Origin of the sequence: Sulfitobacter alexandrii (assembly GCF_001886735.1) — a bacterium.
GTDB classification, from domain to species: Bacteria; Pseudomonadota; Alphaproteobacteria; order Rhodobacterales; family Rhodobacteraceae; genus Sulfitobacter; species Sulfitobacter alexandrii.
In genome coordinates, this window is the sequence record NZ_CP018076.1 from 1,606,161 (window position 1) to 1,629,430 (window position 23,270).

The following is a 23,270-nucleotide window of genomic DNA, read 5'->3' on the forward strand; positions in this document are numbered from 1 at the left end:
CGCCGGAGCGCGCGCCCCGGGGCAACTTGAGGACGCACCATGAAGGTGATCATTTGCGGCGCGGGACAGGTCGGCTGGCAGATCGCCCGCCACCTCAGCGGAGAGCGGAACGACGTGACGGTTGTCGACAGCAACGCCGACCTCATCCGGCGGGCCACCGACACGCTCGACGTACAGGGGATCGCCGGTTTCGCCAGTTACCCGGACGTGTTGGACCGGGCCGGCGCGCGGGACGCCGAGATGATCATCGCCGCCACCCATTCGGACGAAGTCAACATGGTGACCTGCCAGGTCGCGCATTCGGTCTTCGGGATCAATCGCAAGATCGCGCGCCTGCGCTCGCAAAGCTATCTCGATGCCATCTATTCCGACCTCTACCGCCGCGATCACATGCCCATCGACGTGGTCATCAGCCCCGAGAAGGAAGTCGCGGCGGCGGCGCTGCAGCGTCTGTCGGCACCGGCCGCCTTCGACACCGAGATATTCATGGACGGGCAGGCGCACCTGCTGGGCATCACCATCGACCAGGATTGCCCGGTGGTGAACACCCCGCTGCGCCAGCTGACCGACCTGTTCTCGACCCTGCGGGCCGTGGTGGTGGGCGTGCGGCGCGACGGCACGCTCTTTGCGCCCGAATCCGCCGACCAGCTCTTTGTGGGGGACGACACCTATGTGTTCACCCACCACGAGGACATCTCGCGCACGCTGGAAATCTTCGGCAAGCGCACCTCCAAGCAGGAGCGGATCGTGCTGGTGGGCGGCGGCAACGTGGGCCTTACCGTCGCGCTGCAGCTTGAAAGCGGCGCCAGCCGCATGCGCACCAAGATGATCGAGAAGAACCGCGCCTGCGCCGAACGTGCCGCGGAAGCGCTTGAGCGGACCATCGTGCTGAACGGCGACGGGCTGGATGCGGGGCTGCTGGCCGAGGCGGGGATCAGCCGCGCCGACGCCATGCTGGCGGTCACCGACGACGACAAGACCAACATGCTGGCCTGCGTGCGGGCCAAGGCGGAGGGCTGCCCCTTTACCATCGCGCTGGTCAACGATCCGACGCTGGTGCCGCTGATGTCGCCGCTTGGCATCGACGCCTACATCAACCCCCGCGCCACCACCGTCAGTTCCATCCTGCGCCACATGCGGCACGGACGGGTGCGTGCGGTCTACTCCATCGGCGACGCCGAGGCGGAGGTGATCGAAGCGGAGGTGCTGTCGACCTCTCCCATCGCGGGGCGGATGATCTCGGAAATCGAGTTCCCCGAGGGGGTGCTGGTGGGGATGCTGCGCAAGGGCGGCAAGATCGTGCGGCCGCTGGCGAACACGCGCATCGACGAAGGCGATACCATCGCCGTCTTCGCCCTTGCCGGGGACGTGCCCAAGGTCGAGCAGTTGCTGCAAGTTTCCATCGACTTCTTCTGAACCATGAGTGCCCCGCGCCACAGGAAGACACCGACGCTGCGCGACAGTTTCCGCGACCTGCCGCTGTTCCTGCTGATCTTCGGCGTTGCCTGCGCGTCCATGCTGGTGCCCGCGATCCACGGCCTTGTGGTCAACGATCACACTAGCGCGCAGGCCTTTCTCTATGCCGGGCTGCTGGGACTGGTGGCCTTCAGCCTCGTGGCGATCGCCCACGCCGGCCGCGCGCCGCGCCACGGCACGCTGGGTCCGCTGATGTCTCTGCTGTCGGCCTTCGTGTTCCTGCCGGTGATGCTGGCCGTGCCCTTTGTCGAGGCGCTGCCGACGACGCGTTTCATCAACGCCTATTTCGAAATGGTCAGCGCCATCACCACCACCGGCGCGCCGATGTTCCAGGACCCCGAGCGCCTGAGCGGGACATTGCACCTGTGGCGTGCGCAGGTGGGATGGATGGGCGGGCTGCTGATGTGGGTCGCGGCCTCTGCGATCCTCGCGCCGCTGCACCTGGGCGGTTTCGAAGTGACGGCGCAGGCCGAACCGGGACGGCGCGATACGTCATCGGCGCGGATGACCCAGATGCATCCGCGGGTCAGGCTGATCCGGGTGACACGCACGCTGCTGCCGATCTACGCGGGGCTGACGCTGCTCCTGTGGCTGTTGCTGCTGGCGGAGGGCCAGCGCCCGCTGGTGGCGCTGTGCCACGCGATGTCGGTGATGGCGACATCCGGCATATCGCCGGTCGGCGGGGTGCAGAACACGGGCATCGGTCTGTCGGGCGAGGCGGTGATGGCCCTGTTCATGCTGTTCGCCCTGTCGCGACTGACCTTTTCCAAGGATACGATCACGGCGACCCAGGGCGGTCTGCGGACCGATCCGGAATTCCGGATCGGCCTCTTCATCACCCTGGCGGTGCCGCTGGTGCTGTTCGCGCGGCATTTTCTCGGGGCCTACGACGTTTCGGCCATGGAACAGCTTGGACAGGCCGTGCGCGCCTTCTGGGGGGCTCTTTTCACGGTGCTGTCGTTCCTGACCACCACCGGCTTCGTGTCGGTCCACTGGATCGAGGCGCAGGACTGGTCCGGCCTGCCGACACCCGGACTGATCCTGATGGGGCTGTCGCTGATCGGTGGCGGCGTCGCGACCACCGCGGGCGGGGTCAAGCTTCTGCGGGTCTTCGCGCTCTATCAGAACGGCGCGCGCGAGATGGAACGGCTGGTGCATCCGTCGTCGGTCAGCGGTGCGGGAACCGCCGGCAGGCGACTGCAATCGAACGGGGCCTTCATCGCCTGGATCTTCTTCATGCTGTTCGCGCTGTCGCTCACGGCGGTGACGCTTCTGCTGACGCTGACTGGTGTGCGGTTCGAGAACGCGGTCGTGCTGTCCGTCGCCTCGCTTGCCAGCACCGGGCCGCTGGTGGAATATGCCAGCGACACACCGATCCGGCTGATCGAGCTGACGGTCGCGGCCAAGGGGATCCTCTGCGGGGCCATGGTACTGGGCCGGCTCGAAACGCTGGCCATCATCGCGCTGCTGACACCGGACCTGTGGCGCGGCTGACACTGGCCGGGGGCAAAACCCGTGGGGGTGCCTAGATTGGGGGTGGAAACTCCCCGGCGCTGCCTTCATAGTTGGGGAAATTTGGGGGGGCCCGGTCCGCGGGTGCCAGCAAGAACAAAAGCGAGAAGTCCAATGGCGTCTGACAGACAGAACCTTCAGGATGCGTTCCTGAACCACGTGCGCAAGACCAAGGTCCCGGTCACGATCTTCCTTATCAACGGTGTGAAACTGCAGGGCGTGATTACCTGGTTCGACAATTTCTGCGTTCTGCTGCGCCGCGACGGACAGTCGCAGCTTGTCTACAAGCACGCCATCTCGACGATCATGCCCAGCCAGCCGATCAGCCTTTACGAGGGCGAAGACGCCTCTTGAGCAAGGCGCCCTTCCAGATCGACAACAGCGACGGGCCGCGCATGACGCGGGCCTGGGTTCTGCATCCTGAAATCAGGTCCGATCCGGACCGTCGCACGCCCAAGCCGGCGCTGGACGAGGCCGTGGCCCTGGCCCGTGCCCTGCCGCAGCTCGAGGTGGTGGGCGCCGACGTGGTGCCGTTGCGCACCGTCGATGCCGGCAAGCTGTTCGGCAAGGGCAAGATCGCCGAGCTGCACGACACGCTGAAGGAGGCGGAGGTGGAACTGGTGCTGGTCGACGGCCCGGTCAGCCCCGTTCAGCAGCGGAACCTCGAAAAGACCTGGGGCGTGAAGCTGCTGGACCGCACCGGCCTGATCCTCGAGATCTTCTCGGATCGCGCGGCGACGCGCGAGGGCGTCCTGCAGGTGGAAATGGCCGCGCTGAACTACCAGCGGACCCGGCTGGTCCGTGCGTGGACCCACCTTGAACGCCAGCGCGGCGGGCTGGGGTTCGTGGGTGGCCCCGGGGAAACCCAGATCGAGGCCGACCGCCGCGCCATCGACGAACAGCTGGTGCGCCTGCGCCGGCAACTCGACAAGGTGGTCAAGACGCGTGCCCTGCACCGCGCGGCCCGGGCCAAGGTGCCTTACCCGATCGTCGCGCTGGTCGGATACACCAACGCGGGCAAGTCCACGCTGTTCAACCGGCTCACCGGGGCCGAGGTCATGGTCAAGGACATGCTGTTTGCCACGCTCGACCCCACCATGCGGAGCCTTGTGCTGCCCGACGGGCCGGAGGTGATCCTCAGCGATACGGTGGGTTTTATCTCGGACCTGCCGACGGAACTGGTCGCCGCCTTCCGCGCCACGCTGGAAGAAGTGCTGGCCGCGGACATCGTGCTGCACGTGCGCGACATCAGCCATGCCGAGACGGAGGAACAGGCGCATGACGTCCGGGAGATCCTGACCTCGCTTGGGGTGGACAAGGATACGCGCACCTTCGAGGTCTGGAACAAGCTGGACCTGCTGGCGCCGGACACGGCAGAGGCGATGCGCCAGCGCGCCGAGCGGGACGCGGACGTGATCGCCATCTCGGCGATCACCGGCGAGGGGCTGGAAGGGCTGCAGACCGCCGTGGCCGAGGCGCTGCAGGGCGCCGTGCGGGTGGCCGAGATATCGCTGGATTTCTCGCAGGGCCGTAAGCGCGCCTGGCTGTTCGAACAGGACGTGGTAGAGCACGAGACCCAGACGGAAACCGGCTTCGACCTCGTGGTGCGGTGGTCGGCGCGGCAGGAAGCGCAGTTCCAGGCGCTGTGAGCCGCGCGGCGCGTTGATCGCATAGGCCGGGAAACGGTCAGGCGCCGGATCGCCGCAACGCCTATGGGGTGCGCAGGGTTCCCCGAAAAAATCGGCGATGGAAATTAGAATTCTCCGGTCCCCGCTGCATATCAAGATGCAACGCAGCGTCGGAGCATCACATGACCCTCATCGTACTATACATCGCCACTTTCGTTCTCTTTCTCGGGCTCGACTACGTCGGTCTCACCAACATCATCAGGCCCGTGTTCGAGCGCGACATCGGTCCCTTGCTGCTGGACAACTTCCGCTTGGGCCCGGCGGTGGTGTTCTATGCCTTCTACGTGGGCGTCCTGCTGTGGTTCGTGTCCTGGCCCGCGATCATGCAGGACAAGAGCCTGCTGTGGGTGCTTGGCAACGCCGCGCTGATCGGGGCGATGGGCTATGGCACCTACGAGTTCACGTCGCTCGCCGTGATGAAGGACTGGACCTGGCAGATGACGCTGACGGATTTCACCTGGGGCACATGCCTGACCGCCGTGGCGGCCACCGGCGGTGTCTGGGTCGCGCGGCTGGTGGGCTAGGGAGAAGGGCTCTGCCAGTGTCCGCTATGGACCGATGGTCGCACTCGATGCACCGTGGCGAAAATCGGGTCTGATCCCTGAATAGCCTTGCCGACCGCCCGAATGGGACACCGGGCCGGCACCGCCGGCCAGCGTCCGTCCCGCCCCCCACGGGGCGGGCGCTTCGTCAACGTCAGGCATAGGGGTGCCGGAGCGCATGATGGTTACGAGGTCACTTTGCGGCGAGCCGCCCCGTCGGGACGGACGCTGGCCTCATTGCTCATGTCGTCCAAGGTCAACAATGTCCCGCACACCGGCCCTCCCCTCAGGCCCCGGTTTCCGAGGCCCAGCGCCACGCGCCGGGGGCGAGGTCGTTCAGGTGCCAGTCCCCGATAGACCAGCGGATCAGCCGAAGGGTGGGCAGCCCCACGTGCGCCGTCATCCGCCGCACCTGCCGGTTGCGCCCCTCGCGTATCGTGATGCGCAGCCAGGCGTCGGGCACCGTCTTGCGGTACCTTACGGGCGGGTCACGGTCCCACAGGCCCTCAGGCGCCTCCACTTGGGTGATCTCGGCCGGCTTCGTCGGCCCATCCTTCAGCGTGACGCCCCGACGCAGCGCATCCAGCGCGGCGGCATCCGGGCGCCCCTCGACCTGCACGAGGTATGTCTTGGCGCGCTTGTACTTCGGGTGGGCGATCCGGGCCTGCAATGCCCCGTTGTCGGTCAGCACCATCAGCCCCTCGCTGTCGCGGTCCAGCCGCCCGGCGGGATAGAAGCCGGGCTGGTCGATGTAGGCGGACAGCGTGGGCCGGCTTGAGCCCTGCGTCCCCTTGTCGGTGAACTGCGACAGCACGCCGAAGGGCTTGTTGAACAGGATCACGCGGTTCACGGCGTCTCCGGTCGCAGGGTGGTGATCCCAACGGATGCCGCGCGCGCGAGATCCTCGTCCAGCGACATGGGAATGTACTCTCCCCGCCGCCAGAGCTGCGCCAGGTCGTCGTAGTGGCGGGACAGGAAGTGGCCGGACTGGCCGGTCGACGTGATGAAAACCGACGAGTTGGGATCGGCAAAGTCGTAGACCCCGCGATAGCCCGCACCGTGCACGTTGTCGAAGGGGTCGGGCAGGGTGCCCTTGGTCCGCCCGCGCTGCAGCGTGTTGTCCCCGCCAGAGGTGGATTGCCGGATGTTCACGAAATACCGCAGCACGGGCACCTTTCCCAGCACCGGGTGGTCGTGTGTCGCCTGGTGCGCATCCCCCCAGCGCAGGGATTCAAGCTGCGACCCCCAGTTCTCGTCGATCCAGATGAGCGCGTCGTCGAGCGCCAGCCGCGCCATGTCGGGGCAGGTCTCGACGGGGGCGGACTGGCGCACGTCGCACCATGCGGAGGCCCCGTCCACGTCGCGGAACACCCGCTCGATGAAGAGAGGCTCCACATGGGTGAACTCGGCGGCAAGCGGGCCCAGGTCGTCCTGGATCAGCCGTGCCTGAAGCGCCCTGAGCCAGGCGGCGTAGATCAGCGGTTCGGGCAGATGTTCGTTCATTTCGCCCGACCATTCCGCCAGCAGTCCCAGCGCCCTCTGCCGTTGACGTTCGGCGGTGCCGTCCGGGGCTGTGCCTTCGGTGAACCACAGGTCCGCACCGATCAGCGGCAACAGCGACCGCGCGGTGAAGCTCACCGTGTCGAGCTGCGCCTCGATGAAGCTGTCGCGCGTATGGACCTGACGGCCCTGCATCAGGCGCTGCCACCGCTGGATGCGCTGCGTATCGCCCCAAAGGTAGGAGACATGGTTCGGAAAAGGACGGTCCACCGTCTTGTTGTTGGTATTGCCAAGGATACCGCCAGCGGGGGCGACGAATGCCGGGTTCGCGGTGAAGGGCATCACGCCCTGCCAGCGGTTCGCGGCGATCCAGCCGGGCGAGGGAAGCCGCCCTTTCGACTGGTGCGCCGGGTCGCGCCGGGGCAACGCGCCGATGGTCTTCATCGCGATCTGCTGGCGATCCACCAGCGTGAGGTTCTGGGCCGGTGCGATATAGCGTTCCGACGCCCGGATCGCCTCGGCGATGGATTTGGCCTCCATCAGGTCGAGCGCCGCGGCGAGCGAGGTGTCCTTGGCGCTGAGCACCGTCCAGCTGAGCGAGGCGACATGCCCTGGCGGCGTGATGCTGGCGAGATTGTAATGGCTGCCGGGAAGCACCGGGCCGTTGTCGGTCCACCGCAGGGTGACGGTGACGGGATCGGCGTCCTTGACCGTGATGATGGAGGACCGGGTGACGAAATCCTTGAACCCCTCCGGCGTGCGGTACTGCTCTCCGTCATCGGGGTTCAGCGCCTCGATGTGCACGTCCTGATCGTCCACGTAGGCAGAGGTCAGTCCCCAGCCGAGGGTGGCGGACCGGCCGGTCAGCACCGCCGGGATGCCGGGGATCGTGCCGCCGATCACCCCGCCCGACGCCAGTTCCATCCGCGCGAGGTACCAGATCGACGGTGCGGAGAACCCCAGATGCGGGTCGTTCGCCAGCAATGTGCCGCCCGAGGCAGAGCGCGAGGGCGCGGCGGCCCAGGCATTCGACGCGCCGGCAAAGGCGATGTCCTTGAACGGCGACAGCGGATGCGGGTCGAGCGGGATGTTTTCCGCGAAACGGGTCACGCCAGGGACGATCTGGGCATATTCCGGAAGCGCCGCCACGCCGGGCCCGGGCACGTCCGGCAGGATGTCGCGGATGCGGTCCGGCTCGGGCAGGGCCAGCGAGACCCGTGCGCGCAGCACTTCGGCCTGCAGATGCGCAGACAGTTGCAGCCCCATCAGCTTGGTGATGGCGATGGAATCCGCAGGCCGCCAGGGTGCCATGGGCGCGTTGAACAGCAGCATCTCGGGCGCGCCGCGGCCCAGCGCCTCGGTGTTGATCTGGGTGATGCGCGCGTTCACGCCGGCGGAATAGGCTTCCAGCTTGGCGCGGGTCGCCGGGTCGAGCGCATCCACCGATTGCACCGACAGCCGGTAGATGTCGAACCTCCGGAGGAGCCTGTCGGTGTTCAGCGTGGCTGCGCCGAAGACCTCGCTCAGCCGGCCCTGCGCGGTGCGTCGCAGGGTGATCATCTGCCACATGCGGTCCTGTGCATGCGCAAACCCGAGACCGAAGAACACGTCGAGATCGTCCTCGCCGAATATATGCGGCACGTTGGCGTTGTCGCGGACGATCTCGACGGGGGCGGTCAGCCCCGCGACCTCGACGTCGTCGTTGTAGTCGGGCAGCGAGCGCGCCGCGAGCCAGTAGACCAGCCCCACCGCCACGACGCTGATCGCGATCAGCGCCGCGGTGATCCTCACGAGCCAGCGAAAGACAGTGACCATGAAACTCTCCGAGGGACCGGCGCGATTGACCAGCGCGCGCAGGGTGATAGGTAAATCTCTGACTAGCGCAACTGATGGACAAGGAAAAGCAGATGGCGAAACTCGCATTCTTGGGACTGGGCGTCATGGGCGCGCCGATGGCGGGGCATCTGCAGAAGGCGGGGCATGACGTGACCGTCTATAACCGCACCGCGTCCAAGGCCGAGGATTGGGCGAGCGCCCACGGCGGGTCCATGGCGCGCACGCCGCGCGAAGCGGTAAAGGACGCCGAGGTCGTGATGGCCTGCGTCGGCAACGACGACGACCTGCGGTCGGTCTGTCTGGGCGACGACGGGGCCTTTGCCGGGATGACTGCGGGGGCGATCTTTGTCGATCATACCACCGTGTCGGCGGCGGTGACGCGCGAACTGTACAAGACCGCCGACGCCGCGCAGATCAGTTTCGTCGATGCCCCGATTTCCGGCGGGCAGGCGGGCGCGGAGAACGGACAGCTTTCGATCATGTGCGGTGGTGACACGGGGGCCTTCGACCGGGCGCTTCCGGTGATGGAGGTCTACGCCAAGATCTGCCGGCGCATCGGCGAGAGCGGCGCGGGCCAGATGACCAAGATGTGCAACCAGATCGCCATCGCGGGCGTGGTGCAGGGCCTGTCCGAGGCGCTGCATTTCGCCGAGAAGGCGGGCCTCGACGGCCGCGCGGTGGTCGAGGTCATCAGCCAGGGCGCCGCCGGTTCCTGGCAGATGGCGAACCGCTATGAAACCATGCTGGACGACAAGTTCGACCACGGTTTCGCGGTGGACTGGATGCGCAAGGACCTCGGCATCTGCCTTGACGCCGGGGACGAGGTGGGCGCGAGCCTGCCGGTGACCGCCCTCGTCGATCAGTTCTACAAGGATGTGCAGAAGCTGGGCGGCGGGCGCTGGGACACCTCCGCGCTGATCAAGCGCCTGCGCGCCGCGGGCTAGGGCCTGTTCTCGCGGGAACAGGAAAAATATCTTGCGATAACTTAAAATTATCAAGAGGTTACGTTGGTAAGTTAAGGTAACCAAGTTCGGTGATCGAAAATGGCAGATAATGTCGTTATCTGGACCCTGGACTGGGTCCCGATGCCAGATGGTCCGGCTGGCTTTGTCCGTGACCTGCGGCTGCGATGGGCATGTGAAGAAGCGGGCTTGTCTTACGAGGTCCGCACAATTCCATTTGAAGGCCGCGAAGCCAACCACCTTGACCGGCAACCGTTCGGACAAGTGCCGTACCTTGATGACGGTGAAATAAGGATGTTCGAAAGCGGCGCCTGCCTGCTTCATCTCGCCCGGAAAAGCGAAGTGCTGATGCCCCGCGACCCGGTCGATGAAGCCCAGGCCCTGCAATGGACTTTTGCTGCGCTCAACTCGGTGGAAATGGTATCGGTCCCCTGGTGGTTTCTGGACATGACAGGTGCGCAGGAAAACGGCTTGACCGGCTGGCTCGAAAGTCGGCTTTCGCATATCGATCGTGTCCTGAGCGAGCGCGAATGGCTGGCAGCGGATCGTTTCACGGTCGCGGACCTCGCAATGGCCGATGTGCTGCGTGTCGGAAAAGTCAGGTCCTTCGGAGACCGCCCCGCGACAGAAGCCTATCTCAGCCGTGTCACGGACCGTCCGGCTTTCAAGAAGGCCTACTCCGATCAAATGGCCCACTTTGCGGCAGCCGAGGCGAAAAGAGCCCAAGCCCAGGGTTGACCGGCGGGTTTGGCCGCAGAGCCGACCCCCCAACTGTCTCCGTCTGATTGTCCGCTTTCGGTTTTTCCGATGGCGTCGGGTCAAGCGGGGGGCTGCTCACCACCTGGTTCAGAACCGGCGTCGGCGCGCCGGGGCGATGGCTGCCCCGGCGCGGCACTGGCAATCGGCGAAATGAAACCGGATCAGGGGATGATGCGGGTGTACTTGGTGCCTTCCAGCGTTGCGCCAAGGCGCAGTCCCGCGCGGCCGAATACGGCGGCCAATACGGGGCTCAGGACGGTGGTGGTGTCGGCCGACACGCTGTCGCCCTTGTCTGAAATCACGTATTCCACGTCAGCACCTGCGGCCCAGCCCGGAGAGCGGCGGAACTCCGACAGGGCTGCCGGGGTCATGAAGAACAGCACATGGGCGTATTGCTGCGCCCCGATCTGAAGGCCGCCCGAGCCCTTGACGACGGAATAGTAATCAACCGTCACGTCATCGATCAGCAGCGCGCCGCGCCCGTAGGCGCCACCAAAGCCCAGTCCCGCTTCGGTCACCAGCGGCATCACCAGCATCCCGTTGGCCTTGTCCGCAAGGTTCCGGGTGTTGGGATAAAGCCGATACATCTCTTCGACCGTGGCGCGCACGCGGGCGTCGATGGTCGTGCTGCCCCGCGATCCGACACCGTTGCCACATGCCGCGAGGACGGGAGTTGCGGAAAGCGCACCCAAGGTAAAGGCACGCCGCGAAAGCATAGATTTTTTCATGTTGTTCTGCCCGTGAAAGTTGCCTGTTGCCGGTTGGTCCGACTTGGATGCAACTTTAGGCATAATTCGGCCTGCTGTCATGCTCTTAAGGCCACTTGGGCGAATTATTGCCCGGATTCGGCCAGCGGCAGGGTGAACCAGAAGTCGGTGAAGGCGTCCGGCGTGCTGTCGAAACCGATCTCGCCGCCCAGGTTTTCGACGATCTGCCGGCAGATGCTGAGCCCGAGACCCGTCCCGCCGTGTTCCCGCGTGAGCGACGGCGCGGCCTGTGCGAAGGGCGTGAAGATCGCCTCGCGAAACTCCGCGGGGATGCCCTTGCCGCGGTTCCGCACGACCACCCGCGCGCGGTCGCCGTCACGGTCGAGCGTGACCTCGACCTGGCTGCCCCGGTCCGAGAACTTGGCCGCGTTCGACAGCAGGTTGTCCATGAGCTGCGCGAACCGGGTGCGGTCCACCGGCGCGCGAAGCGCCGCTTCGGGCAGGCGGGTCGCGACGGTGACATCGCGCGGACCCGTCATGTGCCGGATATCGACGACGGCCGTTTCCACCAGCGGACGCAGATCCTGCGCCTCTATTTCCAGTTCGAGATCGCCCTTCGAGAATTTCTCGAAATCGAGAATGTCGCTCACCAGCAGCGCGAGCCGGTCGCAGTTCTGCTGCGCGATCTCCAGCAGGCGGCGTTCCGGCGCGGACAGGTCGCGGTCGGCGGTATGTGCGTTGAACAGCTTGAGCGCGCCCTGGATCGAGGTCAGGGGCGTGCGCAGCTCGTGGCTGACAGTGGCGACGAATTCGCTTTTCAGTTCCTGCAGGCGATGCTGTTCGGTCGCGTCGACGACCTGCAGGATGATTTCCACGACCGCGCCCTTGTCGTTGCGGACCGCCGCGAGGTCGACATCGGCCCAGATGACACTGCCGGTGCGGTGCAGAAGCCGCCGCTCCGTACGTTGGGTCGGTCGCCTGCCTTCGCGCACGCCGCGCATGTCGGCCATGCCTGCATCGATTTCCTCGGGATGCAGGATCGCTGAGAAGGGCTGACCTTCGAGATCCTCGACGGCATGACCCAGAAGGGTCGCGATGGCCGCATTGACCCGCAGCAGACGCCCGTCGGGATCGAGGATCGCCTTTCCGATGGGGGCGTGATCGAAGGCGGACTGGAATTGCTGGGCGATTTCGCGCAGGGCGATTTCGACCTCCTTCCGGTCGGTCACGTCCTTTTGTGCGCCGATGATCCGGGTGGGGTTCCCGTCGGCGTCCCGCTCCGCGACGGCGATGTCCGACCGGAACCACCGCAGCGCACTGCGGTCGCGGGAATAGAGCCGATATTCGCTGACGCTGCGGCTGTCGAGATTGTGCGCCAGTCGCCGCATCGGTTCGTCCGCGGCCTCGCGATCGTCCGGGTGCACGCGGCTGCGCCATTCCTCCTGCACGTCGACGGCTTCGTCCTGCGACAGGCCCATCAACTCGCGCCAGATCTCCGACACGTAGGCCTGTTTCGTCACCACGTCGAATTCGAAGACGCCGATATGCGCACCGCGGATGGCATTGCGCGCACGCAGCAGTTCGGCACTTCGTTCGCGGTCGCGGGCCAGTTCCCCGGTGATCTCGCGCAGCACGAGCGTATGGCGGGCCGGGGCGTCGGTTTCCTGCCAGGCGGTGATGTGGACGGCAACGTCGATCTGCCGGCCGTCCCGATGACGAGCCGATACGGCGCCCAGCTTGACGGAGGTCGCCGGCGGTACGATCCGACTGTCGAGGCTGTCGCTGTCATGATCCGGCAGGAGCGCCGAGATCCTCTCTCCGGTCAGCTGTCCGGTATGATAGCCCAGCAGCGCGCAGGCCGCCGGATTGCTCTGGAGGACGATGCCTTCGTGGTCCAGAACGATGATCGCGATCTCGAGGCCGCTCACGGCCTGCGCCATCAGGTCATCGTCTGCCATCAGGTCGGGCCTTGCTTTCACTACACCAAACACGCGGACCTCTGCGCCAAACCAATCACTCACTCTCCGGCAGGGGGACGACAGAAAATTTCCGATACCCGACTACCTTTTAAGTTGAGTTAGGCGATAAAAGGTGTCCAATCGGGGACTGAATTGTGTCGGATTGATGTTTTTTTCGAACTTGATCGGCCCGAAACGCACCATTCTTTCGCGCGCGGCAGCGCTTTGGGACTTATCCGCCGTTGAGCAACCTTGCGGCGGCCGGGGCGAAATAGGTCAGCACGCCGTCGCATCCCGCGCGTTTGAACCCCATCAGGCTTTCCATCATCACGCGTTCCTCGTCGATCCAGCCGTTCTGGGCCGCGGCCTTGATCATCGCGAATTCGCCGGAGACCTGGTAGGCGAAGGTGGGCGCGCCGAAGGTGTCCTTCACCCGTCGGCAGATGTCGAGATAGGGCTGGCCGGGCTTCACCATGACCATGTCCGCGCCTTCGGCCAGGTCGCGTGCCACCAGCCGCAGCGCCTCGTCCGCGTTGCTGGGATCCATCTGGTAGGTCTTCTTGTCGCCGGTCAGCGCACCCGAGGCGCCCACGGCGTCACGGAAGGGACCGTAGTAGGCCGAGGCATACTTGGCGGCGTAGCTGAGGATCATGACGTCGGAGTGGCCCTGGGCTTCGAGCGCGTTGCGGATGGCGCCGATGCGCCCATCCATCATGTCCGACGGGCCGATGATGTCGGCGCCCGCCTCGGCCTGGGCGAGTGCCATCCGCACGAGCGCGTCGACCGTGCGGTCGTTCACGATGATCCCGTCTTCGACGAACCCGTCGTGCCCGTTGATGTTGTAGGTATCCAGCGCCACGTCGGTCATCACCGCAAGATCGGGGAAACGGGACTTGATCGCCCGGATCGCGCGGTTGGCGTGGTTGTCGGGATCCCACGCGCCTTCGCAGTCTTCGGTCCGCTCTTCGAGGCCGGTATAGGGAAAGAGACACATGGCCCCGATCCCCAGCGCGTGCGCCTCGGCCGCCGCATCGACGATCCTGTCCACCGACCGCCGCATCACCCCGGGCATGGAAGGCACGGGTTCCTCTATGCCTTCGCCCGACCGGACGAAGACGGGCCAGATCAGATCGCCCACGTCGAGCGTGTTTTCGCGCACCAGCGCCCGGACGGCGGGGCTGACGCGGGTCCGGCGCAGACGCGCGGCGGGGAAGGGGGCGACGATGGGGTTCATGCAAAAATACCTCAGTTGGCCTGAGCACTTGCTTGGCATGAAAAAATCGGGCTCTCAAGGGTAGGAATTGTCCGGAGCCTTGGGTATGACCTGCGCACTTGTGATCCAGAGGGCGAGCGTTGGACTGGTACCAGACCCTTTTCGAACTCATCGACATGCGGTCCTTTTCGAACCTGTGGTTCTGGATCGTGCTTGCGGTGACATGGTCCACCGCGAGTCACTGGGTGCTGGGCGTGCCCTATGACATGGTGTTGCGTGCCCGTCGGCAGGGCGATCAGGCCGAGGTCGATCTCGAGGACATGGTGCGGATCAACGTGAACCGTCTGCTGTTCATCGCCCAGGTGTCGGGCCTGTGGATATTGGGGTTCGGCTGTTTCGGGCTGACCATGCTGGTCCTGCTGGGGTTCGTATACGGGATGGAGTTCGCGCAGGCCGTTTTCCTGCTGGCGTTTCCCCTGTCCCTGATCGGCTTGCTGAGCCTGTCCACCGCGCGGCTGATCCAGGCCGAAGAAAGCGGCGGCGAGCGGTTGCGCAGGCGCCTCACGCGGCACCGGCTCTACACGCAGATCATCGGGATGGTGTCGATTTTCGTCACGGCGATCTGGGGCATGTATCAAAACGTGGCGCTGGGGCCGCTCGGCGGTTGACAGCGCCCCGCGCGGGGCCAATTGGGACGACATGACGGAGCAGACAAAAATCACGCTGTCGGGCGTGCCCGAAGGCTTTGACGCCCGGGCGGTCCTCAACGAGGTCGCCAAGGGCGCGCCGGTCCTGCACGTGGCGCGGGACGACAAGCGGATGGCCGCGATGCAGGCGGCGCTGGCGTTCCATGCGCCGGACATGCCCGTGATCACCTTTCCCGGCTGGGACTGTCTGCCCTATGACCGGGTGTCGCCGCATGCGGACATCTGCGCGCGGCGTATGGCCACCCTTGCGGCGCTGGTACACGGGATGCCGGAAAGGTTCGTGCTGCTGACAACCGTCAATGCCGCGACACAGAGGATTCCCGCGCGCAGCGTGCTGCGCGAGGCCGCGTTCTCGGCGCGGGTCGGCAGCCGCATAGACGAGGCGGCGCTGCGGGCCTTCCTCGTCCGGATGGGCTTTGTCCAGAGCCCGACCGTGACGGAGCCGGGGGATTACGCGATCCGCGGCGGAATCATCGACATCTACCCGCCGGGCGATCTTGGCCCGGTGCGGCTGGACCTGTTCGGTGACGTGCTCGACGGCGCCCGCCGGTTCGACGCGGCGTCCCAGCGCACGACGGACAAGCTGGACATGGTGGAGCTGGCCCCCGTCAGCGAGGTGATCCTTGACGAGGCGGCGATCACCCGTTTCCGGCAGAACTACAGGATCGAGTTCGGCGCGGCGGGCACGGATGATCCGCTGTATGAAGCGATCAGCGCGGGGCGCAAGCATCAGGGCGCGGAACACTGGCTCGCCTTCTTCCACGACGGGCTGGAGACGCTTTTCGACTATCTGCCGCGCGCGACGGTGACGCTGGACGATCAGGTGACGCCGGCGCGGCTGGCGCGCTGGGACACCATCGCGGACCAGTACGAGACCCGGCGCATCGCCATGTCGAACCGGTCGAAGATGGACAGCGTCTACAAGCCCGCGCCGCCCGAGGGGCTGTACCTCGACGACGACGCCTGGCTGATGGCGACGCAGGACCACCGGGTGATCCAGTTCATGCCGCTGCCGCAGCCCACGGGGCCGGGCGTGCTGGACGCCGGCGCGCGCATCGGGCGCAGTTTCTCGCCCGAGCGGCAGCAGGAATCGGTCAGCCTGTTCGGCGCGCTGGCCGATCACATCCGCCGCAAGCTGGACGAGGGGCCGGTGCTGGTCGCGAGCTATTCCGAAGGTGCGCGGGAGCGGCTGACCGGCCTGATCGAGGACGAAGGGCTGGCCGAGGCGATCCCGGTCAAGAACGGCACCCGCATCGGCAAGCGCGGACTGCATCTGGCGGTCTGGGCGCTGGAGGCGGGCTTCGAAGCGCCTTGGGAGGCGGCGGGGCCCAAGGGCCGGATCACCGTGATTTCCGAACAGGACGTGCTGGGCGACCGGCTGATCCGGGCGCCGCGCCGCAAGCGCCGGGCGGAGAATTTCCTGACCGAGGCGCAAAGCCTCAGCCCCGGCGATCTGATCGTGCACGTGGATCACGGCATCGGGCGCTATCACGGGATGGAGGTGATCACGGCGGCGGGGGCGGCGCATGAATGCCTGCTGCTGGAATACGCCGAAGGGTCCAAGCTGTATCTCCCGGTCGAGAACATCGAACTGCTGTCGAGATACGGCCACGAGGAAGGGCTGCTGGACAAGCTGGGCGGCGGGGCATGGCAGTCCAAGAAGGCCAAGCTGAAGGAACGCATCCGCGAGATGGCGGACAGGCTGATCCGCATCGCGGCGGAGCGCGCGTTGCGCAAGGCCCCGGTGCTGGAGCCGCCCATGGGCGCATGGGACGCCTTTGCCGCGCGCTTCCCCTATACCGAAACGGACGACCAGCTGCGCGCGATCTCGGACGTGGTGGACGACATGACCAGCGGCAATCCGATGGACCGGCTGGTCTGCGGCGACGTCGGTTTCGGCAAGACCGAGGTGGCGATGCGCGCGGCCTTTGTCGCGGCGATGTCGGGGGTGCAGGTGGCGGTGATCGCGCCCACGACCCTGCTGGCGCGCCAGCACTACAAATCCTTCGCCGAGAGATTCCGGGGCTTTCCGGTAGAGGTCCGGACGCTCAGCCGGTTCGTCTCGGCCAAGGAGGCGGCCCTGACGCGGGATGGCATGGCCAAGGGAACCTGCGACATCGTCATCGGCACCCACGCGCTGCTGGCCAAGGGGATCAAGTTCAAGAACCTCGGGCTGCTGATCATCGACGAGGAACAGCATTTCGGCGTGACCCACAAGGAGCGGCTGAAGGCTCTGCGCACGGACATCCATGTGCTGACCCTGACCGCCACGCCGATCCCGCGCACGCTGCAATTGTCCCTGACCGGGGTGCGCGACCTTTCCATCATCGGCACGCCGCCCGTGGACCGCCTTTCGATCCGCACCTACGTCAGCGAATTCGACGCGGTGACGATCCGCGAAGCGCTGCTGCGCGAGCACTACCGTGGCGGGCAGTCGTTCTACGTCGTGCCGCGGGTGTCCGACCTGGCGGAGATCGAGAATTTCCTCAAGGAACAGCTGCCGGAGCTGACCTATGTCGTGGCGCACGGCCAGATGGCGGCGGGCGAGCTGGACGACCGGATGAACGCCTTCTACGACGGCAAGTTCGACATTCTGCTGGCCACGACCATCGTCGAATCGGGCCTCGACATCCCCACCGCCAACACGATGATCGTGCACCGGGCCGACATGTTCGGTCTGGCGCAGCTTTACCAGATCCGCGGGCGCGTGGGACGGTCCAAGACGCGGGCCTATGCCTATCTCACGACCAAGCCGCGCGCGAGGCTCACCCCCACGGCGGAGAAACGCCTGCGGGTGCTGGGCAGTCTCGACACGCTCGGGGCAGGGTTCACCCTGGCCAGCCAGGATCTCGACATTCGCGGGGCGGGCAACCTCCTGGGCGAAGAACAGTCGGGCCAAATGCGCGACGTGGGGTTCGAGCTCTACCAGTCGATGCTGGAAGAGGCGATCGCCAAGATCCGCGCGGGCGAGATGGAGGGGCTGTCGGAAGCCGACGAGCAATGGGCGCCGCAGATCAACCTCGGCGTGCCCGTGCTGATCCCCGAGGATTACGTGCCGGATCTGGACGTGCGGCTGGGGCTGTACCGGCGCCTGTCCGAACTGACCACCAAGGTCGAACTGGAAGGCTTTGCCGCGGAACTGATCGACCGCTTCGGCAAGCTGCCGCGCGAGGTCAACACGCTGATGCTGGTGGTGCGGATCAAGGCGATGTGCAAGCGGGCGGGCATCGCCAAGCTGGACGGCGGCCCCAAGGGGGCCACGATCCAGTTCCACAAGGACAAGTTCGCCTCGCCCGAAGGACTGGTGGCCTTCATCAAGGATCAGCGCGGGCTGGCCAAGGTCAAGGACAACAAGATCGTGGTGCGGCGTGACTGGAAGAACGACGCGGACAAGATCAAGGGCGCTTTCTCCATCGCGCGCGATCTCGCCGAACACGTGATCGCCAAGGAAAAAGAGAAGGGCGGCAAGGCCAAGGCCTCCTGACGCGGGCGCCGGTGTGCCGGCCTACTCGGCGACGGCAAGGCCCCCTTCGGCCCGCATCAGCAGGACCATGAGGCCGACACCGGCACAGCTCATCGCGCAGACCGCACCGAACAGCAGCGACACGTCGCCGCTGAACATCATCGCCACCGGCGACGCGATCAGCGCCGCGAACACGGTGGAGGTCGAGCCGATGACGGAGGCGGCCATGCCCGCCATGTGGCCCATCGGGGCCATCGCGATGGCGTTGAGATTGCCGAGGGTCAGGCCCGCCTGCGAAAAGAGGCACAGCTGCCAGAAAAGAAAGATGCCGAAGCCCGCCGGGTTGAGCGGATCCGCGAAACCGAAGAAATACATCGATCCCGAGAGAAAGACTTGCGCGGTGAGCGCAAGACCAACCAGCCGGCGCATGCCCATCCGCTCGACCAGAAGGGCGTTGACGATGCTAGCCGTGCCTGCGGCCAGCGCCACGGCACCGAACCAGAAGGGAAAGGTATCCGGCCTTTGATAGACTTGGTCATAAACCTGCTGGATCAGCATCAGGGTCGCGAACAGCATTGCCATCGCCAGCGACTGCACGAGGATGGAAACCCTGACCGTGCGGTGGGACGCGATTTCGCGCACCGAAGCGACGATGAGGTTGAGCCGGAGCGGCCGGCGATGTTGGTCCGGCAGGGTTTCCGGCAAACGCAGCGCCATCCAGATCACGCTGATCAGCGAGAAGGCGACGAACGCCAGGTAGATGCCGCGCCAGTCGGACAGGTCGATGATGAGCGCACCCATCGCGGGGGCGAAGGCCGGCACGAGGGTGAAGATCAGCATGATGATGGAGACGATCTTGGCCATCTCGCGTCCCGCGAACAGGTCACGCACCACGGCAATCGCCACCACGCGGGGGCCCGAGGCGCCCAGGCCCTGGAACAGGCGGGCGATCAGCATCATCTCGAGCGAGGTGCTCGCCCAGGCCACGACGGTGGAGACGAGGTAGAGAGCAACTCCCCCGAAAATCACCGGCCGCCGCCCGAAGGCGTCCGACATCGGTCCTGTCAGGAAGGTCCCCATGCCCATCCCCAAGACGAAGGCAGTGAGTACCAGCGGGGCGCGGTGCGCCGTTTCGGGAGACAGTTCCTGCGCGATCTCGGGCAGGGCGGGCAGCATGGCGTCGATCGAAAAGGCAATGGTGGCGAACATCATGGCGATCAGACCAACGAATTCCGCCCGGTGCATCGTCAGTTCCTGTTTTCGATCTTCCACGTCCCGCTCCACCCCATGCGTCGGGCTCGTGGCCTGACGCTATTCAGCGTCTAAATAACCCATGGTTGCAAATCCGACAATCAACAATTGAAACGACTTTTGAATTTTCGTGTTCAGGACGCCCGGCGTGTCATTTCGACACCTGCCTCGCCCGCCGCCCACGGCAGGCTCACCAGATGCACGATGTCCCGCAGGGCCGAAAGATCCACCCCCGGAGGCACGTCGCCAAGGGCGAGGACGTCCACGTTGTAATTGACGATATCGGTGCGCAGCTGGTCCCAGCACTCCTGTCCGATCACGTGCGATACGAAGCGCGTGCGTTCCAGCCGCATCCGGCGCAGCGCGTAAGGGGTGGTGACGGCAAGCCCGCTCCTGCGGCAGAAGGTGTCGGTCGCACAGCCCACGATCACGTCGCGTCCCAGCGCACCGAGCCGGCGCAGCCGTGCGCTGCAGTCCGGGCCCATGTCATCGAAGATACCGTAGGTCAGCAGAACCCGGTGCGGCGCGGGAGAGATCATGCGCCGGTCCTTTCGACGGGGCCCGTTTCCTTGAGCCAGATCGCCTGAACCGGGCAGGGGCGTTGGCGGAACACCGGTTCCGCGGCGGGACGCCCGCCGGGCCGGGAGGAAGGAAGGATGATGAATGCCCGTCCGGTATGCCATGCGGTATCGCCGTCGGGGGTTGCCCGTTCTTCTGCCATCTGCCTGCTCGATCCGTACTGCACGGGGTCTCTGCCCCGTTTGAGGATCAAGGTTAGGCGAGGCGCGGAAGGCTGGCAAAGGGTCGTTGCGAATCAGCCGCGCCATGTGGCCGATCTGCCATAGTCACGCGAAAGCGGCCGTTCAGGTCGCGTCGGAGAGTTCCGCGATGACCTTGGCCCACAGCTCGGGCGGCTGTGCGCCCGGTACCGCGTGCCGGTTGCCGACGATGAAGGTCGGCACCGCGGTGATCCCCATTTTCCGGCTGTGGGCGTCCCTGTCGAGGATTGCCTGCCTGTCCTCGTCGGTCTGCAGCAGGCGGGCCACCACGGCGGCGTCCATCTCGATGCTGTCCGCCACGTCTGCCAGCACCTCGGGGTCGCCGATGTCGCGGCCCTCCACGAAATAGGCCTTGAACAGGGCCGACACGGCGGCGGTCTGCCGTCCCTCGATGCCCGCCCAATGGATCAGGCGATGCGCGTCAAGCGTGTTGGGCGTGCGCTGCATCTCCTCGAAGTTGATGGTGAGGCCAGCGGACCGGGCGTGCTCCGCCACCGGTGCATAGGCGCTTGCCGCGGCTTCCTTGCCGCCGAACTTGCGTTCCAGATAGGTTCGCCTGTCCATGCCGCCGGCGGGCATGTCGGGGTTGAGCTGGAAGGGATGCCATTCGATCACGAAGGGATGATCCGGGTGATCCAGCAGCGCGCGGTCCAGTTGCGCCTTGCCGATGTAGCACCAGGGGCAGATCGGGTCCGACATGATATCAAGCTTGATCGGTTCCGGCATCTTTCCTCGCTTCGTAATCCTTGCGCAGCTTGCGGCGCAGCAGCTTGCCGTTGGCCCCCGTGGGCAGCGCGCCGACGCGGATGTAGAGCCGCGGCCGCTTGTAGCGCGCCAGTCTCTCCTCGGCATAGCGGCCCAGCGTGGCGTCGTCCAGCGGGTTGGCCGAGGTGTAGAACGCGGCGATCACGCTGACGCCGGGTTTCACCTCGATCTCGGTTGCGGCGATCCCGGTCACGCCGGGCGCATCGGCCAGCGCCGCCTCCACCTCGAGCGGGGAGACCCGGAAGCCGCCCGCGTTCATCATGTCGTCCTGCCGCCCGAGGTAGGTAACCTGTCCGTCCGCGTCCATGACGCCCTGGTCTCCGGTCAGGAACCAGTCGCCGCGGTAGCGCGCGGCCGTCTGTTCGGGCGCGCCCAGATAGCCCAGCATCAGCCCCGGATCGCTGCGGTGGATGGCGATTGTCCCCGGCGTACCGGTCTCCGCCACGCCATCCTCCGCGAGGATGGCGACTTTTCGCCCCGGTTGTGGCCGCCCCAGCGCCCCCGCCGCTGCGGGGTGCTCGGGGCAGCCCGATATGAAGGTCGAACATTCGGACATGCCGAACGCCTCGAAGACAGGCGTGCCCGTCGCCGTTTCCCAGGCGGTGCGCACCGCGGGGCTCAGCTTTTCTCCCGCGCTCAGGCCGTGGCGCAGCCGCGGCAGGTCCAGCTTCCGCGGTGTCTTGAGCATCTGCCGGTAAACCCCCGGCGCGGCGGCGAAAAGCGTTGCCCCGTGTCGCGCCATCAGGGCCGGCAGATCCTGCGCCGGCGTGCCGGGGGCCGGGATCAGCGCGGTCGCGCCCCGCGTCCAGGGATCCATCAGCCCGGTGCCCAGCGTGTAGGTCCAGTTGAAGGCCCCGGCGTGCAGCATCCGGTCATCGGCGCGCAGCCCGTACCAGCCGTCGAACATCATCCGCCGTGCGAGGATCGCGCGGTGGGCATGGAGAACGGCCGTCGGCTGTCCCGAGGTGCCGGAGGTGTAGATGATGTAGCCGGGCCGGTCCGCGGGGCCGAGGTGCCAATCCACCGCGGGCAGGTCGCGCATGGCTCTCAACGCGTCGAGGCCGATGCGCGCGCCATGCGGCGGGCAGGGGACGGACGGGTCGTGCAGGATCGCGGCAGGGGCCAGACCGGGCAGCAGCTTCGCCACCTCCGCCTCGGTCAGGGCCGCCGCCGTCGGCACGGGCACCAGCCCTGCGGCCAGCGCGCCGAGATAGGCGATGGGAAAGTCGGGCGTATTGCCCAGCCGCATCAGCACCACGTCACCGGGCGCCAGCCCGGCCTGCAAGAGCCCCGTCCCCGTGCCGCGCACCGCGGCGCGCAGCCGGGCAAAGCTCCAGTCCTCGCGGGCATCGGGCCGCAGAAGGGAGAGCGCGACCTTGTCGGGCGCATCCCGACCGGCGCGCAGCACGTACCGCGCGAGGTTGAAGCCGCTCTCGAGGGTGTCATCCGTCATGCCATGGCGCTAGCCCAGCACGTGGCGCGTTGCAAGCGTCACGGCGCGGCGCTAAAGCAGGAGGATGAACCGAAACGCCAGCCTGATCGAGATCGCCCGCGCGGGCGGAGAGCCGGAAATCACCCCGCCACTGGACCTCGGCGCGCGGGTGCGCGACCTGCGCAAGGCGCGCGGTTGGACGCTCGAGCAGGCAGCACGGCAGGCGGGACTGGCGCGCTCGACCCTGTCAAAGATCGAGAACGGCCAGATGTCGCCCACCTACGAGGCGCTCAAGAAGCTGGCGACCGGGCTCGAGATCTCGGTGCCGCAGCTTTTCACGCCGCCCGCGGCGGAAAAGATCAACGGTCGTATGGCGGTCACCCGGACCGGCGAGGGCACGGCCAAGGCCACCACCACCTACGAACACGAGCTTCTCGCAGAGACCCTGCGCAAGAAGCAGATGCTCCCCTACCGCGCGCGCATCCGCGCCCGCAGCATGGAGGAATTCGACGGCTGGGTGCGCCACGACGGGGAGGAGTTCCTCTATGTCCTGACCGGGGTGATCACGCTCTATACCGAATTCTACGAACCGGTGGAGATGCGGCGGGGCGACAGCGCTTATTACGATGCGACCATGGGACACAACGTCGTGTCCGCTTCGGCCGAGGACGCGACCATCCTCTGGGTGACGGCGCTGTCCTGATCTTCTTTATGCCCCAA

Annotated in this window: 20 protein-coding genes; 10 read left to right on the forward strand and 10 right to left on the reverse strand. The window is 66.2% G+C overall.

The genetic code is table 11. The features are described 5' to 3' along the window. Positions 1-39: 39 nt before the first annotated feature. The 5 genes from trkA (at position 40) to BOO69_RS07810 (ending at position 5,200) form a co-directional block, all read left to right on the forward strand. Positions 40-1,416, forward strand: a complete 1,377-nt coding sequence (gene trkA, locus BOO69_RS07790) for a Trk system potassium transporter TrkA (RefSeq protein WP_071971656.1) — start codon at positions 40-42, stop codon at positions 1,414-1,416. Positions 1,417-1,419: 3 nt separating this feature from the next. After that, positions 1,420-2,970: a TrkH family potassium uptake protein gene (locus tag BOO69_RS07795; protein ID WP_071971657.1), complete on the forward strand. Its 1,551-nt coding sequence runs from the start codon at positions 1,420-1,422 to the stop codon at positions 2,968-2,970. Positions 2,971-3,102: 132 nt separating this feature from the next. Beyond that, a complete protein-coding gene (gene hfq / locus BOO69_RS07800; RefSeq protein ID WP_007119530.1) occupies positions 3,103-3,342 on the forward strand; it encodes an RNA chaperone Hfq in 240 nt (79 codons plus the stop codon). A gap of 41 nt (positions 3,343-3,383) precedes the next feature. Further along, the gene (hflX, locus tag BOO69_RS07805; RefSeq protein ID WP_071973712.1) at positions 3,384-4,637 is read left to right on the forward strand and encodes a GTPase HflX; all 1,254 of its coding nucleotides are present in this window, start codon (positions 3,384-3,386) and stop codon (positions 4,635-4,637) included. A gap of 161 nt (positions 4,638-4,798) precedes the next feature. After that, positions 4,799-5,200, forward strand: coding sequence for a DUF2177 family protein (locus tag BOO69_RS07810; RefSeq protein ID WP_071971658.1), 402 nt, complete (start codon positions 4,799-4,801; stop codon positions 5,198-5,200). 304 nt (positions 5,201-5,504) lie between these two features. On the opposite strand, the gene BOO69_RS07815 is transcribed toward BOO69_RS07810, so the two are convergent. Then, positions 5,505-6,068, reverse strand: coding sequence for a pseudouridine synthase (locus tag BOO69_RS07815; RefSeq protein ID WP_071971659.1), 564 nt, complete (start codon positions 6,066-6,068; stop codon positions 5,505-5,507). Further along, positions 6,065-8,533, reverse strand: coding sequence for a penicillin acylase family protein (locus tag BOO69_RS07820; RefSeq protein WP_071971660.1), 2,469 nt, complete (start codon positions 8,531-8,533; stop codon positions 6,065-6,067). Before BOO69_RS07820 ends, BOO69_RS07815 begins: the two co-directional genes overlap by 4 nt. A gap of 74 nt (positions 8,534-8,607) precedes the next feature. On the opposite strand from BOO69_RS07820, the gene BOO69_RS07825 reads away from it, so the two are divergent. Continuing rightward, the gene (locus tag BOO69_RS07825; protein WP_257786733.1) at positions 8,608-9,498 is read left to right on the forward strand and encodes an NAD(P)-dependent oxidoreductase; all 891 of its coding nucleotides are present in this window, start codon (positions 8,608-8,610) and stop codon (positions 9,496-9,498) included. 99 nt (positions 9,499-9,597) lie between these two features. Continuing rightward, entirely contained in the window at positions 9,598-10,254 is a 657-nt protein-coding gene (locus tag BOO69_RS07830; protein ID WP_071971661.1) for a glutathione S-transferase family protein, read from the forward strand. A 182-nt stretch (positions 10,255-10,436) separates the two neighbouring features. On the opposite strand, the gene BOO69_RS07835 is transcribed toward BOO69_RS07830, so the two are convergent. The 3 genes from BOO69_RS07835 to hemB all read right to left on the reverse strand — a co-directional run bounded on the left by BOO69_RS07835 (position 10,437) and on the right by hemB (position 14,174). Beyond that, positions 10,437-11,003: a lipid-binding SYLF domain-containing protein gene (locus tag BOO69_RS07835; RefSeq protein WP_071971662.1), complete on the reverse strand. Its 567-nt coding sequence runs from the start codon at positions 11,001-11,003 to the stop codon at positions 10,437-10,439. 104 nt (positions 11,004-11,107) lie between these two features. After that, entirely contained in the window at positions 11,108-12,940 is a 1,833-nt protein-coding gene (locus BOO69_RS07840; RefSeq protein ID WP_071971663.1) for a PAS domain S-box protein, read from the reverse strand. 232 nt (positions 12,941-13,172) lie between these two features. Next, a complete protein-coding gene (hemB, locus tag BOO69_RS07845; protein ID WP_071971664.1) occupies positions 13,173-14,174 on the reverse strand; it encodes a porphobilinogen synthase in 1,002 nt (333 codons plus the stop codon). A 119-nt stretch (positions 14,175-14,293) separates the two neighbouring features. Here hemB and BOO69_RS07850 point away from each other — a divergent pair, with 119 nt between their 5' ends. Both BOO69_RS07850 and mfd read left to right on the forward strand, forming a co-directional pair. Then, on the forward strand, positions 14,294-14,821 hold the full coding sequence (locus tag BOO69_RS07850; RefSeq protein WP_156874889.1) for a component of SufBCD complex: 528 nt from the start codon (positions 14,294-14,296) through the stop codon (positions 14,819-14,821). Between the two features lie 31 nt (positions 14,822-14,852). Next, complete coding sequence (gene mfd, locus BOO69_RS07855; RefSeq protein ID WP_071971665.1) at positions 14,853-18,344, forward strand: transcription-repair coupling factor; 3,492 nt, start codon at positions 14,853-14,855, stop codon at positions 18,342-18,344. 21 nt (positions 18,345-18,365) lie between these two features. On the opposite strand, the gene BOO69_RS07860 is transcribed toward mfd, so the two are convergent. The 5 genes from BOO69_RS07860 to BOO69_RS07880 all read right to left on the reverse strand — a co-directional run bounded on the left by BOO69_RS07860 (position 18,366) and on the right by BOO69_RS07880 (position 22,571). After that, positions 18,366-19,595, reverse strand: a complete 1,230-nt coding sequence (locus BOO69_RS07860) for a multidrug effflux MFS transporter (RefSeq protein WP_071973715.1) — start codon at positions 19,593-19,595, stop codon at positions 18,366-18,368. 113 nt (positions 19,596-19,708) lie between these two features. Then, the gene (locus BOO69_RS07865) at positions 19,709-20,113 is read right to left on the reverse strand and encodes a nucleotidyl transferase family protein (protein WP_071971666.1); all 405 of its coding nucleotides are present in this window, start codon (positions 20,111-20,113) and stop codon (positions 19,709-19,711) included. Further along, complete coding sequence (locus tag BOO69_RS07870) at positions 20,110-20,295, reverse strand: hypothetical protein (RefSeq protein ID WP_071971667.1); 186 nt, start codon at positions 20,293-20,295, stop codon at positions 20,110-20,112. The genes BOO69_RS07865 and BOO69_RS07870 overlap by 4 nt, the downstream gene beginning before the upstream one ends. Positions 20,296-20,437: 142 nt before the next feature. Then, the gene (locus BOO69_RS07875; RefSeq protein WP_071971668.1) at positions 20,438-21,079 is read right to left on the reverse strand and encodes a DsbA family oxidoreductase; all 642 of its coding nucleotides are present in this window, start codon (positions 21,077-21,079) and stop codon (positions 20,438-20,440) included. After that, positions 21,057-22,571 (reverse strand): class I adenylate-forming enzyme family protein, encoded by a 1,515-nt coding sequence (locus tag BOO69_RS07880; protein ID WP_071971669.1) that lies wholly within the window; start codon positions 22,569-22,571, stop codon positions 21,057-21,059. The genes BOO69_RS07875 and BOO69_RS07880 overlap by 23 nt, the downstream gene beginning before the upstream one ends. A gap of 64 nt (positions 22,572-22,635) precedes the next feature. Here BOO69_RS07880 and BOO69_RS07885 point away from each other — a divergent pair, with 64 nt between their 5' ends. Next, positions 22,636-23,253 (forward strand): helix-turn-helix domain-containing protein, encoded by a 618-nt coding sequence (locus tag BOO69_RS07885; protein WP_071971670.1) that lies wholly within the window; start codon positions 22,636-22,638, stop codon positions 23,251-23,253. Positions 23,254-23,270 lie beyond the last annotated feature (17 nt).

Coding starts and splice junctions, on each gene's coding strand:
- BOO69_RS07810 (WP_071971658.1), top strand. CDS start 4,799: ATGACCCTCATCGTACTATACATCGCCACTTTCGTTCTCTTTCTCGGG.
- BOO69_RS07820 (WP_071971660.1), bottom strand. CDS start 8,533: ATGGTCACTGTCTTTCGCTGGCTCGTGAGGATCACCGCGGCGCTGATC.
- BOO69_RS07840 (WP_071971663.1), bottom strand. CDS start 12,940: ATGGCAGACGATGACCTGATGGCGCAGGCCGTGAGCGGCCTCGAGATC.
- hemB (WP_071971664.1), bottom strand. CDS start 14,174: ATGAACCCCATCGTCGCCCCCTTCCCCGCCGCGCGTCTGCGCCGGACC.
- BOO69_RS07875 (WP_071971668.1), bottom strand. CDS start 21,079: ATGCCGGAACCGATCAAGCTTGATATCATGTCGGACCCGATCTGCCCC.
- trkA (WP_071971656.1), top strand. CDS start 40: ATGAAGGTGATCATTTGCGGCGCGGGACAGGTCGGCTGGCAGATCGCC.
- BOO69_RS07795 (WP_071971657.1), top strand. CDS start 1,420: ATGAGTGCCCCGCGCCACAGGAAGACACCGACGCTGCGCGACAGTTTC.
- BOO69_RS07830 (WP_071971661.1), top strand. CDS start 9,598: ATGGCAGATAATGTCGTTATCTGGACCCTGGACTGGGTCCCGATGCCA.
- BOO69_RS07880 (WP_071971669.1), bottom strand. CDS start 22,571: ATGACGGATGACACCCTCGAGAGCGGCTTCAACCTCGCGCGGTACGTG.
- BOO69_RS07825 (WP_257786733.1), top strand. CDS start 8,608: ATGGACAAGGAAAAGCAGATGGCGAAACTCGCATTCTTGGGACTGGGC.
- BOO69_RS07885 (WP_071971670.1), top strand. CDS start 22,636: ATGAACCGAAACGCCAGCCTGATCGAGATCGCCCGCGCGGGCGGAGAG.
- hfq (WP_007119530.1), top strand. CDS start 3,103: ATGGCGTCTGACAGACAGAACCTTCAGGATGCGTTCCTGAACCACGTG.
- BOO69_RS07835 (WP_071971662.1), bottom strand. CDS start 11,003: ATGAAAAAATCTATGCTTTCGCGGCGTGCCTTTACCTTGGGTGCGCTT.
- BOO69_RS07870 (WP_071971667.1), bottom strand. CDS start 20,295: ATGGCAGAAGAACGGGCAACCCCCGACGGCGATACCGCATGGCATACC.
- mfd (WP_071971665.1), top strand. CDS start 14,853: ATGACGGAGCAGACAAAAATCACGCTGTCGGGCGTGCCCGAAGGCTTT.
- hflX (WP_071973712.1), top strand. CDS start 3,384: ATGACGCGGGCCTGGGTTCTGCATCCTGAAATCAGGTCCGATCCGGAC.
- BOO69_RS07865 (WP_071971666.1), bottom strand. CDS start 20,113: ATGATCTCTCCCGCGCCGCACCGGGTTCTGCTGACCTACGGTATCTTC.